This is a genomic window from Myroides odoratimimus (assembly GCF_001485415.1).
Taxonomy (GTDB): domain Bacteria; phylum Bacteroidota; class Bacteroidia; order Flavobacteriales; family Flavobacteriaceae; genus Flavobacterium; species Flavobacterium odoratimimum.
The window spans coordinates 25819-42706 of the sequence record NZ_BCMQ01000007.1 but is presented as its reverse complement, the minus strand read 5'-3'; the positions used below and the strand labels follow the sequence as shown (position 1 = coordinate 42706).

At 36.1% G+C, this 16888-nt stretch carries 14 protein-coding genes and 1 tRNA gene; 5 read left to right on the top strand and 10 right to left on the bottom strand.

Features of this window, described 5'->3' with window-relative positions:
* The first annotated feature begins 7 nt into the window (after positions 1-7).
* Both MODO_RS08690 and MODO_RS08685 read left to right on the top strand, forming a co-directional pair.
* Complete coding sequence (locus MODO_RS08690; protein ID WP_006260334.1) at positions 8-1264, top strand: erythromycin esterase family protein; 1257 nt, start codon at positions 8-10, stop codon at positions 1262-1264.
* Positions 1265-1281: 17 nt separating this feature from the next.
* A complete protein-coding gene (locus MODO_RS08685) occupies positions 1282-1791 on the top strand; it encodes a YfbM family protein (protein ID WP_006260335.1) in 510 nt (169 codons plus the stop codon).
* 43 nt (positions 1792-1834) lie between these two features.
* Here MODO_RS08685 and MODO_RS08680 read toward each other — a convergent pair whose 3' ends face one another.
* From MODO_RS08680 to MODO_RS08650, 8 genes are all read right to left on the bottom strand, one after another.
* On the bottom strand, positions 1835-2248 hold the full coding sequence (locus tag MODO_RS08680; RefSeq protein ID WP_006260336.1) for a hypothetical protein: 414 nt from the start codon (positions 2246-2248) through the stop codon (positions 1835-1837).
* 328 nt (positions 2249-2576) lie between these two features.
* Positions 2577-4007 (bottom strand): RtcB family protein, encoded by a 1431-nt coding sequence (locus MODO_RS08675; protein WP_006260337.1) that lies wholly within the window; start codon positions 4005-4007, stop codon positions 2577-2579.
* 74 nt (positions 4008-4081) lie between these two features.
* The gene (locus tag MODO_RS08670) at positions 4082-5341 is read right to left on the bottom strand and encodes an outer membrane protein assembly factor BamB family protein (protein ID WP_006260338.1); all 1260 of its coding nucleotides are present in this window, start codon (positions 5339-5341) and stop codon (positions 4082-4084) included.
* 467 nt (positions 5342-5808) lie between these two features.
* On the bottom strand, positions 5809-6867 hold the full coding sequence (locus MODO_RS08665; RefSeq protein ID WP_006266982.1) for a DNA polymerase beta superfamily protein: 1059 nt from the start codon (positions 6865-6867) through the stop codon (positions 5809-5811).
* Positions 6864-7616 (bottom strand): nucleotidyltransferase domain-containing protein, encoded by a 753-nt coding sequence (locus MODO_RS08660; protein ID WP_006260341.1) that lies wholly within the window; start codon positions 7614-7616, stop codon positions 6864-6866. The genes MODO_RS08665 and MODO_RS08660 overlap by 4 nt, the downstream gene beginning before the upstream one ends.
* A gap of 197 nt (positions 7617-7813) precedes the next feature.
* Positions 7814-10042 carry a TerD family protein gene (locus MODO_RS08655; protein ID WP_006260342.1) on the bottom strand — a complete coding sequence of 743 codons (2229 nt, stop codon included), beginning with the start codon at positions 10040-10042 and terminating at the stop codon, positions 7814-7816.
* Positions 10043-10251: 209 nt separating this feature from the next.
* Positions 10252-10371: transfer RNA gene (locus MODO_RS19190), tRNA-OTHER, on the bottom strand.
* A gap of 32 nt (positions 10372-10403) precedes the next feature.
* Positions 10404-11498 carry a slipin family protein gene (locus MODO_RS08650; protein WP_006260343.1) on the bottom strand — a complete coding sequence of 365 codons (1095 nt, stop codon included), beginning with the start codon at positions 11496-11498 and terminating at the stop codon, positions 10404-10406.
* 705 nt (positions 11499-12203) lie between these two features.
* Between MODO_RS08650 and MODO_RS08645 the strand changes: the two genes are divergently transcribed.
* The 3 genes from MODO_RS08645 (at position 12204) to MODO_RS08635 (ending at position 14509) form a co-directional block, all read left to right on the top strand.
* Positions 12204-13238 carry a helix-turn-helix transcriptional regulator gene (locus tag MODO_RS08645; RefSeq protein ID WP_006260344.1) on the top strand — a complete coding sequence of 345 codons (1035 nt, stop codon included), beginning with the start codon at positions 12204-12206 and terminating at the stop codon, positions 13236-13238.
* Positions 13239-13304: 66 nt separating this feature from the next.
* Complete coding sequence (locus MODO_RS08640; RefSeq protein WP_006260345.1) at positions 13305-13826, top strand: hypothetical protein; 522 nt, start codon at positions 13305-13307, stop codon at positions 13824-13826.
* 161 nt (positions 13827-13987) lie between these two features.
* Positions 13988-14509: a DUF2004 domain-containing protein gene (locus MODO_RS08635; RefSeq protein ID WP_006260346.1), complete on the top strand. Its 522-nt coding sequence runs from the start codon at positions 13988-13990 to the stop codon at positions 14507-14509.
* 92 nt (positions 14510-14601) lie between these two features.
* Here MODO_RS08635 and MODO_RS08630 read toward each other — a convergent pair whose 3' ends face one another.
* Together MODO_RS08630 and MODO_RS08625 are read right to left on the bottom strand one after the other, a co-directional pair.
* A complete protein-coding gene (locus tag MODO_RS08630) occupies positions 14602-15303 on the bottom strand; it encodes a Dph6-related ATP pyrophosphatase (RefSeq protein ID WP_006260347.1) in 702 nt (233 codons plus the stop codon).
* A gap of 84 nt (positions 15304-15387) precedes the next feature.
* Complete coding sequence (locus tag MODO_RS08625) at positions 15388-16698, bottom strand: dihydrolipoamide acetyltransferase family protein (RefSeq protein WP_006260348.1); 1311 nt, start codon at positions 16696-16698, stop codon at positions 15388-15390.
* Positions 16699-16888: the final 190 nt, after the last annotated feature.

Genomic DNA, 16888 nt, shown 5'->3' with positions numbered 1-16888 from the left:
GCAAATTATGACAATAAAAAGAACTTTAGTAAGCTTGTTTATACTGGTTTCCTTAACAAGTATAGCACAAGACAAAGAAGTTATTCCTTTCTCTTATAACAAGAATAACAATCAATACAAGGGACTCTCTCCTATCACTAATGCGATAAAAGATCATACAATAGTAGCACTAGGTGAAGGAACACATGGTACTAAAGAATTCAATGATTTAAGAGTAGAGTTAATCAAGGACTTAGTCACTAATCACAACTATAGAGTCATCTCTTTTGAAAATGCTTATGGAGATACTTATATGATTAATAAGGTTATTAACTCTAATGGAGATCTACAAAAAGAGATGAAAACAAACTTAGTCTCGGTATGGCAAACCAAGGAGATAGAAAATCTATTCTTATGGATAAGATCTTATAACAAAAAGAATAAAGAAAAGGTTACGCTAACTGGTGTTGACACCAATTTTCTTCACAATAGTACTTTAATTCTATTAAGTGAAAAAGATTTAGCACGCAATAAAACATATTATGAAAACTGTTTAAAACTAGCTGAAGCAGCTAAGGTACTCGATTATAATTGGGCAAAATCCAATGATGAAACCTTTGAAAAAGATTATGACAACTTGATCAAAGTAGGTACACAAGCTTTTCAATTAACAAAAGAAATGACTATTAAATACGGTGATAAACTTTCTACAGATGCAAAGATTGCATTGTATAATTTAGAGCTAGGTTTTAGAATGTTCTATGAAGTAGGTCAAAGAAATGAAAATTATACACGAGACTACGCTATGGCGGAGACAGCGATGAGAACACAATCTCTACTTAATCAGAAGATAATTATCATCGCTCATAATGCGCACATCGGTCTTACTCCATCTTTTATTGATCCAATGGGAGAATATATCAAAAAGCAATATGGTAATGAGTTTTACTCTTTAGCAACTTTTACTGCCAATGGTACCTTCAGTGCAATGAACGATAATATAGATGTAAAAGAAAGTAAATACGCTTCGTATGACTTACCTACAGTACAAGATAATTCATTAGAACAACAGATGGAGCAGTACACTGAGAAGAACTATTTTGTCAACTTTAAAAATACTCCTTCAAGTATATTTGATACACCTAAAAAAATGAACTGGATAGGGTATAAAATAATGACTCAAGAAGAACAAACAAAATACATGACTATTCCTAATGTGAAACTAAGAGAACACTTCGATGGTTTTATCTTTATGAATACAACGAATGCTTCAGAACATTTTTAATTACTAAAAAATATACTATGGGAATGATTGGAAACCTGCTTCGAGTAAGTCAAGAAGAACTAACAAGCTATGTACAGGATAGCAATTTATTTGAAGAAAGAATCTACAAAGATTACGATGAGAACGATATAGATGAAGCTCTGGTAGATATAGACAAGTCTTGGGAAGCTATTGCTTTTTTATTTGCAAACAATGTAGATGACTACTTAGAACATCCATTAGCTATGGCAATATTTGGTTCACATACTTTAGATGAGAATCAGGATATAGGATATGGTCCTGCTCGTTTTGTTACAACAGAACAAGTCAAAGAAATACACAATCTACTGACTCAACTATCAAATGAAGAATTGAGAAAGAGGTTCTCTCCTCAAAAACTTAATGAAGAAGAAATATATCCTTCATTTTGGTCAGAAGCAGATAAAGAAGAAATATGGGAATACCTATCTGCTAACATCAATACAATACGAGAGATTTATAGTACTGCAGCAAAAAACAATGAGGCTGTAATTACATTTATCAATTAAACTAAAAAAGCCTACTAAGTATTCTATTAGTAGGCTTCTTTAATTATTTCTTATCAATACATTTTACTAGTGATTCAAAAGCTTTAGTATCTATTTTTAGCTTCTTAAAGTCTGGTTCTTCAGGATCCAAAGCATTCATAGATTGATATATCCCATCTCGCTGAGGCTGTATAATAAACCACGACACTACACTTTCTACCATCTGTTGTTGTTTAGGATTATCAGATAGATTATTTCGAACATACGCCTTAATAATCACAGTCCCCCCAGTGGTATCTTCTATTCTTACATAATAATCCTTGTTAGGGTATTCGAAGTCGCTATCCTTTATTATTTTAGCTAATTGTACATTACAATCTCGCTTCACCACACTTGTTTTCTCTTTTGCGAATACACTTATACTACATACCAAAAGAAATATAGTTAAATAACTTCTTATATCTTTTCTCTTCGCCATAAATCTCCAATTTTTATTTCTAACAAAGTAATCATAATTACTATAAGAAACGCTAAAAATTGACATTCATTATTTATAACATTCATTTTTAACACATTGTAGTCTATAAAAAAAACACTTCAATGATAATAATGAAATATTACACAACAACAACCTAAACCCACTCCGAAAGATGTACAATTCTTATCATTTACAGAAAAATACATTTTAATCAATATATTCTCTTTCTTAGTAAAAAAACAACCTTTTCTAATGTTCACTTTATAATTAAACAAACAAGGCCACTAACTCTTGTCAGTGACCTTGTTCTACATATTTTTATTATCTATTAATCCTCTTTACTCCCATCATCAGCCATTCGGACAATCTTAGGCGTAAACATCGCTACTACATCGACTAACTCTCCCTGTGCAGCCATCACCTGATGAATATCTTTATAAGCCATAGGAGCTTCATCTTTACCTGCTCCTATTAACTCTACACCATGATCTGACAATACTGCTTTTATATCAGCTGCTTTCAGAGTCTTGATAGCTTGTGTTCTGCTCATCTGACGTCCTGCTCCATGTGAAGCAGAGTTTAAAGCTTCCTCTTCTCCTTTACCTCTCACTAAGAATCCTGGCGCAGTCATAGAGCCTGGTATAATCCCCATCACTCCTTTACTCGCAGGAGTAGCTCCTTTACGATGTACAATAACCTCTCTACCTTGGTACATCTCCTTCCACGCAAAATTATGGTGATTCTCCACTTTGGCTAATACCTCAGCACCTATTGCTTTAGTTAGTTTATCATGAATGACCTCATGACAAGCTGAAGCATAATCCCCTGCCAAGTTCATCATCGCCCAATACTCTTGTCCTGCTTCTGAGTTTAGATCAAGGTAAGCCAAGTTTTTTGCTTCATAAGGTAACTTACAGATATCTTTAGCGATTTGCGTATATCTACCTGCTATAGTCGCTCCCATTCCACGAGATCCTGAATGTGTTAGTAAAGCTAAGTAAGTCCCTTTATCTATATTCAATACCTCATCTCTCTCCATGAACTCCATCAATCCCCATTCTACAAAGTGATTACCTCCACCTGAAGACCCCAGTTGTTCCCAAGCTTTATCTTGTAAGTTCTTAATAAATGGGTTTAGATTAAACTCTCCTCTATCTAAGACATCATGTTGTGCTTTATATTGTCCTTGGAATCCATGCCCTGCTCCAAACTTAGTATGCTTAACCAACTGTTCTTTCAATAAGTCTTCCATACCGTAGAACTCCACACCTTTAATATCAAAAATAGACAACGCCATTCTACACCCAATATCTACTCCTACACCATAAGGTATCACAGCATTCTCAGTAGCTAATACTCCTCCGATAGGTAATCCATATCCTTGATGTGCATCAGGCATTAACGCACCTGCTACAGCCACAGGTAGCTTTACCGCAGTTTGCATCTGCTTAATCGCTCCGTCTTCTATATGATCAGCACCGTATACTGTATACCCTACAGCCTCCTCTCTCAGTGGAATAACCTCTTCTTCTACACGTTGTCCCACGCCTTCTATAATAGCGGTAGCCAACTTCCCAAATACCTTATCGTTTAAGTAATCTTCTGCATTAGTAAGCACTGCTTTATAATGTGCTAACATCTCCACCTTCGTATAACCTGTTCTTTTCTTATTCGCTTTTAGAGCAATACCCAATAACTCTGTTTGTGGGTATCCTAAAACAATTAAATCATTTCCATTAATCGGTGTATTATCTTTCATAGTTTCTCAATTTACAGTCAACGGTTTACGCTGTGAACTGTAAACCGTCCACCGTTAACCAATTAACTAATTAACTAATTCTTAAAATATTTTATATAAGCTGTATTGTGATACTCCTCTTTTGTTTCATAAGCAATGAGTACCTTAGCCTGTTTACTTGTTTTATCTATTGTTGTTACTCCTCGTGTTGTTAAGAACACCAACTGTCCATCTTTTGTTTCTTCAATATTGGTCAATGGTTTAAACTCCTCTGTGATTGGGTAAGTTGCTAATTCTTTACCTTGAAAGTCTAATACAAACACCATAGTCATAGTGTACCCAATAAGATGCTCTCCTGATTTGTGCCAATTCACAATTTCTTCTGTTGAACCATAACTCCATTGCTCTTCACCTGTCTTAGCATTTAGCCCTATTAGAGCTTGAGCATCACTATCTGATTTGCGCACTTGTACTACATAAGTTTTTCCATATAGTGCTGTATTACTATCAGCATTAGTCGCTAACCTAGAGTATTCTTTAGACTGATATCTCCATTTATAAATAGACAAGTTGTCTTTAAAATTATTCTTTGGATCCATAATATCGTCATTGTCTCCCTTCACATCAGCATTCTCATTAAAGGGAATAGCATAGAACATACCGTCTTCTTCTCCAAAGTACAACGTTTCTCCATCACTACGCATCTGTGCGTATAACGGGCTGTCAAATGTGATACCGTCATACATGCCATAGCTCGTACCAGTTCCTTTCAGTGAATACTTGTTTAAGTAAATACCCGAATTAACGAATACCATCTCTTGACATAGAACCGGTTGAGAAAGATTGTACTTCGTCTCTATCCCTTCTATTTTATATTCACTACCATCTGTTTTATTAATCACATAGAAGTAAGGATCATTTCCTCCACCTATACTGACCATATACACCTTGTCTTGATACTGTAGAGGTTGACTCATAAAGTAAGGCTCTCCTCTGTCGGCTGCATTACTGCCTTCGTCGCCTACAGCCATATCCATTACACCAGTCTGAGGAGCTGTGAATACCCACTTCTCTTTCCCTGTCAAGAAATCTAAAGCGACTAACTTTCCACTCTCAAAAGGCATATACAACGTATTCTCATCAAAAGTGAACTTGTTTCTGTTTGCGCCTTCATCTTGTGCAGAAGTGTATTCCCACACTACTTTTTTATTATCTAAGTCAAAGTTGACTACCTTGCCACTAGAACTGAACACAACAGTCTGATTAGATACATTAACAACAGTATCTTGCGTCTGTTTATTCTGACACCCAAAAAAGGCAAATAGCGCTGTAAGTGATACTAAGAGTTTTTTCATATTGTTTTGTTGTTTTTAAACTGCTCGCAAATATATTATTTTTCACAATTCACTAAGCAGTGAATTAACTCACTTATTCAATAAAATCCTCTTATCTTTATCGTTCTATTCTCAGAATGAATGAAAGAACCCCGTCTATATGTTGACTTCAATGAAATGATAGATTTCAACATAGTACTACTCTCCCAAACGGACTATAAAACTGACTCCTTAGGTAACGTTATTTACAGGAAGGCAACAATGTACTAATCTATATGGATGATTCTGATGAATATGGCACTCCTGATAACTTACTCGCGGAAGGTATTGCTATCCTTAACCCAATACCTAACCACATTGCTAAATGGTGTTGCTTAATCAACGACAAGGGTATTTATCATGAGTCAGTTCTATAATACTTAACCATCTATCACGCTTATTTAGAATTGAGACACAATATCTTGCGCCTCTACAAAACCGCTAGTCATTCACCCATACAACTCCTCTCTTATCTCTACCAATACCTTTTCTGCCCTATCAAGGTCAGGTCGATTAGGCAAAGGCGAATCTACATACAGTCGTTCTACTTCTTCTTGTAACTCTGTTACCTTATCTAACAATTCTTCATAGCTATAATGTCCGGACTTTATCTTGAGCAATTCTTCTCTATACGGACTGCGTACTATAACTATACCCGTCATAAAGATGTCTCGCACAGTGAGCATCAGCCTGACCGTATGCATCATATTCTTACTGTCGTATCCACCAGCATGGCTCATTGTTGTCACATACCTTGCCTCGTTACGCTTTTCTACCCAATCCCAATACTCTTTGTACTTCTTGCAATGTGTAGAGTAATCATCTGCCTTGCACAGCAAATAAGCTGTTAGCTCTTCACCTTTAGCCACACTGCTCAGACTTACTTCATTCGAATTGTCATAACGCACTATCCCTTTATACCCCTTATCTCCTACCTTATCACAAAATAGTGCATAAAGCTCTTTTTGAGAAGACAGCTTGACCAATCCACATTGCCCTTGTGCTATCTCTTTCTTGTTGAGCCAATCTCTTAACGACATAGTTTGCACCCCCTCTAAGACATAACAGAAGTCGAGCAACTCTTTTCGCTCCTGACCCATTGGGTTAAACACTTTCTTATTTAATCCCTTAGCTTTCTTCACTTGACTCATTGCATATCCAGCAAAAGTATCTTTAGACAACTTAGACAGATAATCTCTCATCACTATCTTATCCATTACGGGATGCTTATACAGCACCATCTCATCAGGTGTAGCTAACAGTTCCAGTATATTAGGGTTATTCTTACTCAACAACTCTATAAAACGCCCTATCTCATAATACACGATATCATTAGTCTCATTGCTGATCTGTGGAAGGTAATCCATACCGTAAAACTGTTCTTTAGGCAAGTAATACACTCCTCTTATATCCGTATCCGAATCTTTAGTTGCTAAGCCATATGCCCTACTCCCACTTATACATTCGAACAGGAGCAATCCTCTGTCTTTCATCTCTGTTATTGTCATTGTCTTACCTCCTTTCTAAAAAACCTATTTACCAATTCATTGTCAAAACTTCCCTTGCTCTTTACCACTGTAACCTTAGACAAACTCTCATACAAGTCATACACATAGTCCTTTAACCTCGCATCCCAAGTGTACCAGTCCTTCTCAGTCAAGCCTTCTTTCTCTTTTATCAATAAGAGTATGTATGCAGTAAGCTTATCATCATTAACCACCTTTAGCAAGGGCTTAAACTCCATAGGTGCTATCCTATTAAACTCTACATTCCACTTAGCAGACAATAGTGCTCTAAGGATATAGAACAGTGTCTTGTACTTCACCTGCTCATCCGTATGCTCCAACAACATCTTCTTTGCTAAGCCCAGATAATGATGTGTATGTGTCTGTTGGCAATAATAGTCATGGCTCAATGCCCACATTGCTACTCTAAACCCTTCTGCCTCTTTATAAACAATAGGCGATTGTAACCACTCAAACACTGTTGTATTAGACTTAATTAGCAATACCAATACCTTCTTGATATCCCAAGCATTAAAGTCCCATACCTCATCTATCGGCATATCTATAAAATCACTTGTATCTACCACACTCAAATAATTATCTATCTTCTGCTTATAAACCAATCGAACATCGTAATCACTGTCCTCAGAAGCAAAACCCCAAGCTCTACTTCCTGACTCACACGCATACAATACTTCTATGTTATGTGACTCTTCTATTTCTTTTATCTTTTTTAATATTATCTCTTTCATAGCATTTTATCTTATTGATTCCTCACAAAACTACTTATTCACCTTTCATGCTTTTTTTGAAGTGACTATAATGAACTCATTTGACTCATTATAGTCGCTTTTGGTATCAAAAAGTGGGACAAGAAGAATGGCTTATGGTTATTGTTTTACAGTGAGTCAAGACGCAAGAAATTGAATCTCTACAACACCATTAACTGTCAACTAATTAACCTCATCACATTAGCCGAATCAATAGCCCATTTAGCATCGTACACCTCATCTGCTGCTTCTACTGAATACACAATGTTCATTCCTTGTGCTTGAGCCTTAATCATTAACAAATCTGCTACTTTCGTTTTGGCTTCTAACTTCTTTAAGAATATGTTTAATGTTTTGCTATCCAATGACTGTATATTTTGTCCACCGAATGCCATCTCTAACCATATAATCTCTCCTTTCTCAACATCCAACACCCCAAATACCAATCCTTTTGTCAAGCTATTTGTCACACGTACTTGGTGAATTACAGCTGACGGATCGTACGCTACGCCCTTATTGTTTGATACAGTCATCGGATACTTAGCATCCATCCACCCTACTACCAAGTTTGGCGTTATAGCTCCATTACTATAAGCATTGCTTGTAAAAGTTACATACTTCGTCTTTGCTCTTCTCAATGCTTGCACATCTATGTTTATATACTCGGCAGTACCTATCTGATTAGGAATACTTCTGATATCTCCACTATGCTGACATCCTAATGGCGACAAGCTGTAATAACTACACACTTCTACCTTATCTGTATAAGCGATATGACAGCTCAAATCCATATCTAAATGTTGAGCAGGCAAACCTGCCCCCCACTGCATAAACAATCTTACCTCATGTCCTTCTAATGGAAACTTAGTCCCCATTAACGCTACAGGCAAGTCTTGAACATTATCTGCTCTATCCCCTATTGCTAAAGGAATGTTATACAAATCCTCGCTGATATAGATTGTTTTATTCTCATTCTTTTGCATTGCAAATCGACGCATCACTTCTGTCAACACAAAAGACTCTATCTTACCCACCATTGCTTTTAATGTAGCCTCATCATACGCTTTTACCCATTGATTCACAGCTATCACTTTATTCACTCCACCTAATGGCTTCATTACTCTACTGGCAGTTGGGTCAAAATACGTATCTGCATACATATTCAACGTCAATAACAACCTCATTGGTACTTTATCTACCACCTTAGCAAAGTGTTCTAAAGTAACGTCGTCACCAAAACACAACATACTTGAAAACAATGAACGAGCGAATAACCCAGGACGCGACTTTAGCAATGCAAAAGCGCGGTCTGCATCCATCTTTAATCTGTAGTGTTCTATTCTACCTGCTGTCACAGTATAGATTTGATTATAGAATACATCTAATAACTCTGTTAATTGTTCAAACCCCGTTCTCTTGCTGTATTCAGCTAAACGCAAGGCTCTGATGAAACGGATCCACATACCGCGTTTAGGGTGCATATTCTCACACATCAACTCGATATCCATCGCCATCTCGTTTAACCAAGTAGCCACCATTAATGCTTCTTTTCTCGAATACTTTAACTTCAAGTTTTCTTTCACATCTTCTTTCGCTCTATTACTCGAATCTAACCTCATCTTAAAATGAGCGTGATTCTTCGCTTGACGAGCGATAATAGTCTTTGGCAGTATCAATTGTAAGAAACCTGTTTTCTTATACCACAAGTATCTCATGATATCTGTTGGGCTTTTTAACAACGCTCCCGCCTTAGCTATCTCACCTGCCTCTACATAACAGTCGATTAACAACATCAATGTCTCCTTCATCTTCACCTCTGCCGCAGGCAAAGGATATACTGCCAACAACATTTTTAACGAGTCTATCTGCGTCGCATCCAAAGCAGTATTAGCCTTAATCAAACCTTCTAAATAAGTAGTTGCCTCTTGATCTTGCCATAAGTCCAATACCTTCATTTTACTACCTCCACCATACAACTTTAATTGTTCAAACTCAAATGGCGTCCCACAGAATGGACATCCGTTATATCGTTCTAAGGGAAAGGTCTTTTTAGGAATCTTATGTCCACAACTTAACGTCTCATCATTAGAAGTACCAAACCAATTTGCCATATAAGTAATATAATGGTCTAAGTCTGTTTCTCCTGTTGGTATTAACCAATCTTTCACTAACGGAGTCCAATTGTGCTTGGTTCCTAATATACCTTGCAAAGTGTTATAAATAACTTGGTATGTTTCAGAATCAACGTATTTTAACGCATTCAACAACTCTTCACTCAACCCAAATCCAAGCTTTCTCACATTCTCTACAAAAGAGAATACTTCTTTATTAAACGTTACAGTTATAGCTGTATCTGCAACATAAATAGCTTGATTTCTAATCGCTACTCTTAATACATTTGTTTTCATAATTATTAAATTTAATCAGGTAAGGGCAGGTTTGATACAAGGGAAATGTTTAGAAGTAAAACCTACTTGACCTCAATTACTAATCTTTATTTTGAGCTTTTATTAGGTCGCTCTAACCTATCATTCTTTTGTTAAATCAGGTAAGGGTGGGCTTATTAGCTATCCAAAAGTGTAAAGAAGTAAAACCCACTTGACCTTGATTATTATTGTGAAACAGACAGGAATCGAACCTGCATCTTGGAGTCCCTCAGTGGAGTAAATCACACTTGACCTTTTGGTAATTGCATAATTACTATACTCCACGTTTTACCTAATTAAACTACTACCTCTTTACCATCCACTGTTAACAGTCAACCGTAAACTATCTTGAAAACACCTCTTTCAATTGTTTCAAGACATTACCGCCACCAGACAAGCTGATTTCTCCTACTTTATCAGCGATCTTTTCGATGTATTCCATTTCTTTTAATCGCATTAGCATTTCGTTCTCTTCCATCAACTTCGCTGTGTTTAACAAGCTACGTGTAGCAGCTGTCTCTTCTCTACGCGTGATCATATTTGCCTGAGCTTTTTTCTCGGCGATCAACACCTGATTCATGATCTCTCTGATATCCCCTGGTAAGATGATATCTTTGATACCACAGTTTTTTACTTCGATACCTAAAGATGCTATTTCTTCTTTCACCCCATTCAAGATTTCAGAAGACAAGTTCTCTTTGCTCTCCATCAATTCATCAAAAGACATTCTACCGACTTTCTCTCTTAACATCAATTGCACTACATTATACATCTGTTTCTCCACCTCCTTGTTGTCCACATAGGCATTCAACAAATCTTGTACTTGGTACACCAAATTGAAGTTGATACGCAACTGTACTTTGTCTTTCGTCAATATCTCTTGCCCATTCATATCCATCACTTGCTGACGTATATCGACAAGGATGATTTGTACCTTGATATCGTTTTTCCAATATCTGTATTCACCAGCATTCAAGACCTCTTGGAACTGCCCATCCACGAATAACAATCCTTTCTCATTAGCCCCTACCGTGTACATTCTCACGAAGTTTGACATATTGCCTTTCCCCATGATATTACGAGCGATAGTCTTGTCCACTTCTAATCCATCTATAGTATACCGCTCAAAAGAGTACTCAGTCGCAGCCTTCCAATAGATATGTCTACCAGCACCTAATACTACATTAAACACTTTGTTTTTATACACCAATACCACTTCATTATCCATCACGTCGATCACCTCTAACATTCCTCTTAACTCTGTATTTAATAACAGAGCTTCTATATCTCTACGCATACCGAAGTACTCAGACATATTGTATTCCATCACCTCTTTCTCACCCCATAACCAGTATTCACCAGCAGTATATACTCTCTGTAATTCTCCTTGTTTAAACACTAAGGCAACGTGATTTGTTTTTACTTGTAACTTTTTCATAGCTGTATATTTTTAATATTTTACGTCTTTATCATAAAGAACAGTCTAAATAGCCTTCACTTATCTCAGGCGGAAAAAGAAGTAAACTGTACAATAGAATAGCTTGTGTATAGTCCTGAATGTCTCACTGAGCAAGTCATCCACCCTATATCATCCCTTATCCCTCTTCTACAGCATAGCTTGTTTTTACAGGCTTTGATAAGTTGTCTTTTATTCTCTTAGTCTAAGACTGTATGAAGAAAAGACAGAAACACTATTTAACTGAACCTTTTTTATATGGAGAGGATTTTTAATGAAGTTCCTCTTCTTCTCCAAAATTGCTTAAAAGGCAATTGTTCTGATCTAACCGCTAATCTATATTACCCTGAGGTAATAGTAGGATTCGAACCTACGACATGAACATTTTACTAATCCCATATTAGTTGTTCTTCTGATTACAAACAGGATAAGGTAAACTACTGCCCCTTACTTCTGCGCTATACTGAAACGCTTCCAAGGTTTGTATCTTTCGAACAGTACAAAGATGCATACCTACCTACGCAATCAAATTGCGCACTAATAAATATTTGTAAAACTTTTTATTAACCACTAAATATCAGCTAATTACAATTATAAATAATTCAAACAAAAAACAACTACGCAATTATACTGCGTACATAAAGAGAAGAATAAGTATATTTGATTAAGAAAAATAACATAAAACGCATGGCAACGAACAAATTAGCACTATTGCGCTACCGAATTATTGATGAATGTCTACGAAACAGATTCAGAAAATGGACACTGAATGACCTCATCGAGAAGGTAGCTGATGCCCTATACGAATACGAAGGTATAGACACTGGTATCAGCAAGCGTACGATACAGCTCGACATACAAGCAATGCGTAGTGATAGCCTTGGATATAACGCTCCTATCATCGTAGTAGATAGAAAATATTATACCTATGAGGATGCTAACTACAGCATCAAAAACTCTCCTATCAACGATGCAGATACAGAAAAGCTAAAAGAAGTAGTCGCTATCCTGAAACACCTCAACGGATTCAGTCAAGTAGATGAGATGAGTGAAGTCATTGCGAAGTTGGATAACAGTTTACTGACCCGTAGTACGAAAGCGCCTAACTATATACAAATGGAGGGCAATAGTTTGCTAAAGGGAATTAAATTTATCAGTCCTTTATATGATGCCATTAAGAATAAACAAACCCTACTAATAGAATACAAATCTTTCAAGTCTAAAGAAGCTACTAAGAATATCTACTATCCATACTTATTAAAAGAGTATCGCAACAGGTGGTTTGTAGTCGTGCGCAGTAGTAGCCATAAACATTTACTGACATTGGCACTTGACCGTATCATCAATGTATATGCCTTAGCAAACGAACCTTATAAAGAATATGAAGGAGTAGACTTTGACCGATATTATAATGATACCCTTGGAGTAACTAAGACAGAACAAGATCGAGCTCAGAAGGTAATACTATGGGTGAATGCCTATAATATGCCTTACGTAAAGACCAAACCCCTACACCACTCTCAGCAAGTATTAGAAGAAGATGAGACAGGTATGAAGATACGCATAGATGTGGTTCTTAACTTCGAACTCGAGAGAGAAATACTTGGCTTCGGTGAAACGCTGAAAGTCATCGCTCCTAAGATATTACAAAAACGAATAATGAAGCGAGTGATGAAAATGAATGAACAGTATATGCCCCCAACAGAAAAAGAAGAAATTTAAAAGAATACTTTCTAAATTAAGTAACTTCGTCACTTATTATTTTGAATGAACAAACCCCCATACCTAATGGACAAACAACAAATAGAAGAAATATTCAATATGACTTTTGCAGGGTTAGCCCTATTCTATCGCGACTGTGAACTAAGTCAAGAGTTAATCGATAAATATCATATTGGGCAGATTATACAAGAATGCGGTTTCACAGATGCTACTTATAAAGGAGGCGGACTTACTACCAACTTGCGTTACCTTATCGCCTCTGCTCATGCTAAAGATGTAGCAGCTCTTGTTCCTCAGATGGAAGAATACGGATTAGTAATGATACAGTCAGGCGCTTACTATAAAGTATTGGATATTCACACTATTGATAATAAAACACAAATTGTATTACTGCATATTGCTGAAGAAACCAAAGAATTCTTTGCGACCAACTCTTCTAATATAGAAGAGCAGATTGTACAGAAAGCAAGAGAAGGATTTGAACTTAAACTACACACTCAACCTATCCCTTGCTTACAAACAGAAGAATGGATAGACAGAACAGCTCTTCCTATGGGAATGAGTGATACAGGAGAATTCTTTATATAATAATTCTCTTATTAAAATATACTGAGAGCTTAGGTAATTCATATTATCTAGGCTTTTTACTTTAATACTCATTCATTTCAAAAAATAATAATCGCAAATGATTATGAATCACTCACATAAAATCATGTAACTTTGTATTCTCAAAAAAGAAAGCACTTCCTATGACCAAAAGAATATTATTGTTTATAATTATTATAGGTTCAATATTAGGTATTTTCTTATTTATACATCATAATAACACCTCTCCTGATCATTCTTATTTTAAAAGAATAGTAGTCCAACAAGATACAATAAACATCAATATTGACTTTAATAGGATTCAACTCAATGAAGAAGATTTTATAGAAGCTATCCCTACATTTAACAATAGAAACAAAGAATATCTACAACAAGATTATAATTCTGACACAAGTCTTGTACAAGAATACATCACCTTTCATTTAGAAGAATTACAGAGAGAAGAGCTAGCGTCATTGGGGATAAATAACCTATCCAAAGAAGGAAATACTATCTTATATCAAAAACTCAAACTAGTTCATATTTGGTTGTATCCAGTAGATGAGCTAAACAAAAAGTATTATTTAGTATTTGACTACAGTATTGGTAAAGAATACGCAGATGCCGTAATTGTGATAAGAACAGACTTACAGGGTCATTTGATAGATATTAATTGGGAAAGTTAAATCCTTATATTAATGCTCTAATAAATACCACTATTTACTAAATTCAATAGAAGCTTAGAAGCCTCATCTCTACCATACAAGAATAAACAGAGTTACAAAATATCTAAAAACCAAAAGCCATAGTGTAATATTTCCTTTTGATGACATTGTTTAGGGGCATCATAGGTCTTATAGACCATCTCACCTACTTCAAAAGGAACAGGCTTTTTAAACATTGGCCCGTCATAGACAAAGGTATGAAACTCGCCATTCTCTCCACAAGGATCAACTCCATCAGGCAAATCTTCTATAAACTGCTTATCTATCGTACGTCCAACAAAGCTTTTGTCGAGATATTGCTCATTGACACAAACGACAATTGTTTTCAAACCACAGTCTACCATTTCGTGAATTAATGCTGTTGTATCTCTATTCCACAGTGGAAATACGCCTGTGATTCCTAACCTTGCTAGCTGTGCCTCTCTAAACGTTTTTAAGTCTTCTAAGAGAATATCTCCATAAATACTATCCAATATACCTACACGCTTATACTCTTCCAATTGAGTCATTATAATAGCTTCATACTCCTGTAGAGAGAGCTTTTCATGAAGGTGTACTATATCTAAAGAGATTCCTATGCATTCTGCTTGTCGTTTTAATACTTCTTCTCTTATCCCATGCATAGATACCCGCCCGAAATGTTCATTAACAGTAGTCATTAGACGCACTACTTCTAACTCATTACTTTGTTGTATCTGATATAAGGCATAAGCAGCATCCTTCCCACTACTCCAGTTTAAAAAAGCATTCTTCATTATTTCGTTATTTTTTGGTCAAAACAAGATATAAAAAAACGGTCTCACTACTGTGAAACCGTTCTATATTTATTTTATCAAGAATTATATCTCTCTATTAGGATCGAATGCTTCTAATATTTGAGCCACTCTCTGTACGAACTGTCCTCCTAATGCTCCATCTACTACTCTATGGTCATAGCTGTGAGATAAGAACATTTTCTGACGGATACCGATAAAGTCTCCTTCTGGAGTTTCGATAACAGCAGGTACTTTACGGATAGCTCCTAATGCAAGGATACCTACCTCTGGTTGGTTGATAATTGGCGTACCGAATACACTTCCAAAAGTACCAACGTTAGTTACTGTATACGTACTACCTTGAGTATCGTCTGGTTTTAATTTACCAGCTTTAGCACGATTACCTAAGTCATTAACCGCTTTAGCCATACCTACTAAGTTTAACTGATCAGCATTTTTAATTACTGGTACAATTAAGTTTCCGTTTGGTAATGCAGCAGCCATACCTAAGTTAATATTTTTCTTCTTAATGATATAATCACCTTCTACAGAGATATTCATTCCAGGGAAGTCTTTTAATGCCTTCGCTACAGCCTCCATAAAGATAGGTGTGAACGTAAGTTTCTCTCCTTCTCTCTTCTCGAATGAATTCTTCACTTTATTTCTCCAGTTCACAATATTCGTCACATCTACTTCGATGAATGACTGTACGTGAGCAGAAGTCTGTACAGACTTCACCATATATCCTGAGATCAGCTTACGCATACGGTCCATCTCTACGATTTCGTCAGCACCGTTTACAGATACTGGAGCTGCTTTAGAAGCAGTTTGAGCCGCTGGAGCAGGAGTAGCCTTTGGCGTTTCTACTTTTACAGCTGCAGCTTGAGGTTGGTTTCCTCTATTTTTAATATAATCTAAGATATCATTCTTAGTTACTCTTCCATCTTTACCAGTACCCGCTATCGCTTCTAATTCAGCTACAGATACCCCTTCTTCTTTAGCTATATTTTTAACTAATGGAGAAAAGAACTTATCAGAGTCTGAAAAATCAACAGGCGTAGCTACTGTATCTTGTGCTACTGCTACAGTCTCCGCTACAGCTTTTGCCTCTGCAGGTGCACTGCTTGCTGCTGGAGCTGATGCAGGAACATCACCTTCTGTTTCTATGATTGCGATTGTTTGTCCTACTTGAACAACATCATCTACTTGGAATAAAATCTCTACTAAAGTTCCTTCAACCTCTGATGGAACCTCACTATCAACTTTGTCTGTAGCAATTTCTAATACTGTTTCATCAGCGTCAATATGATCCCCTACATTCTTCAACCAGTTTGTAATTGTTGCCTCTGCAACACTCTCTCCCATTTTGGGTAATTTCAATTCGAACTTTGCCATATTTATAACCTAAGGTTGTGTTTTCTTATACAAATTACAAATTTAATAATATTTCAGACTTTTTACAGCCATTTATAAAATTATCATTCTATCAAAAACTATACTTCTCTATCCTTATTTCTCTCATTACATCTATTTAAATAATCCATTTTTACATATTTTCTTTTGAATTTTATTCCAAACTACGCAA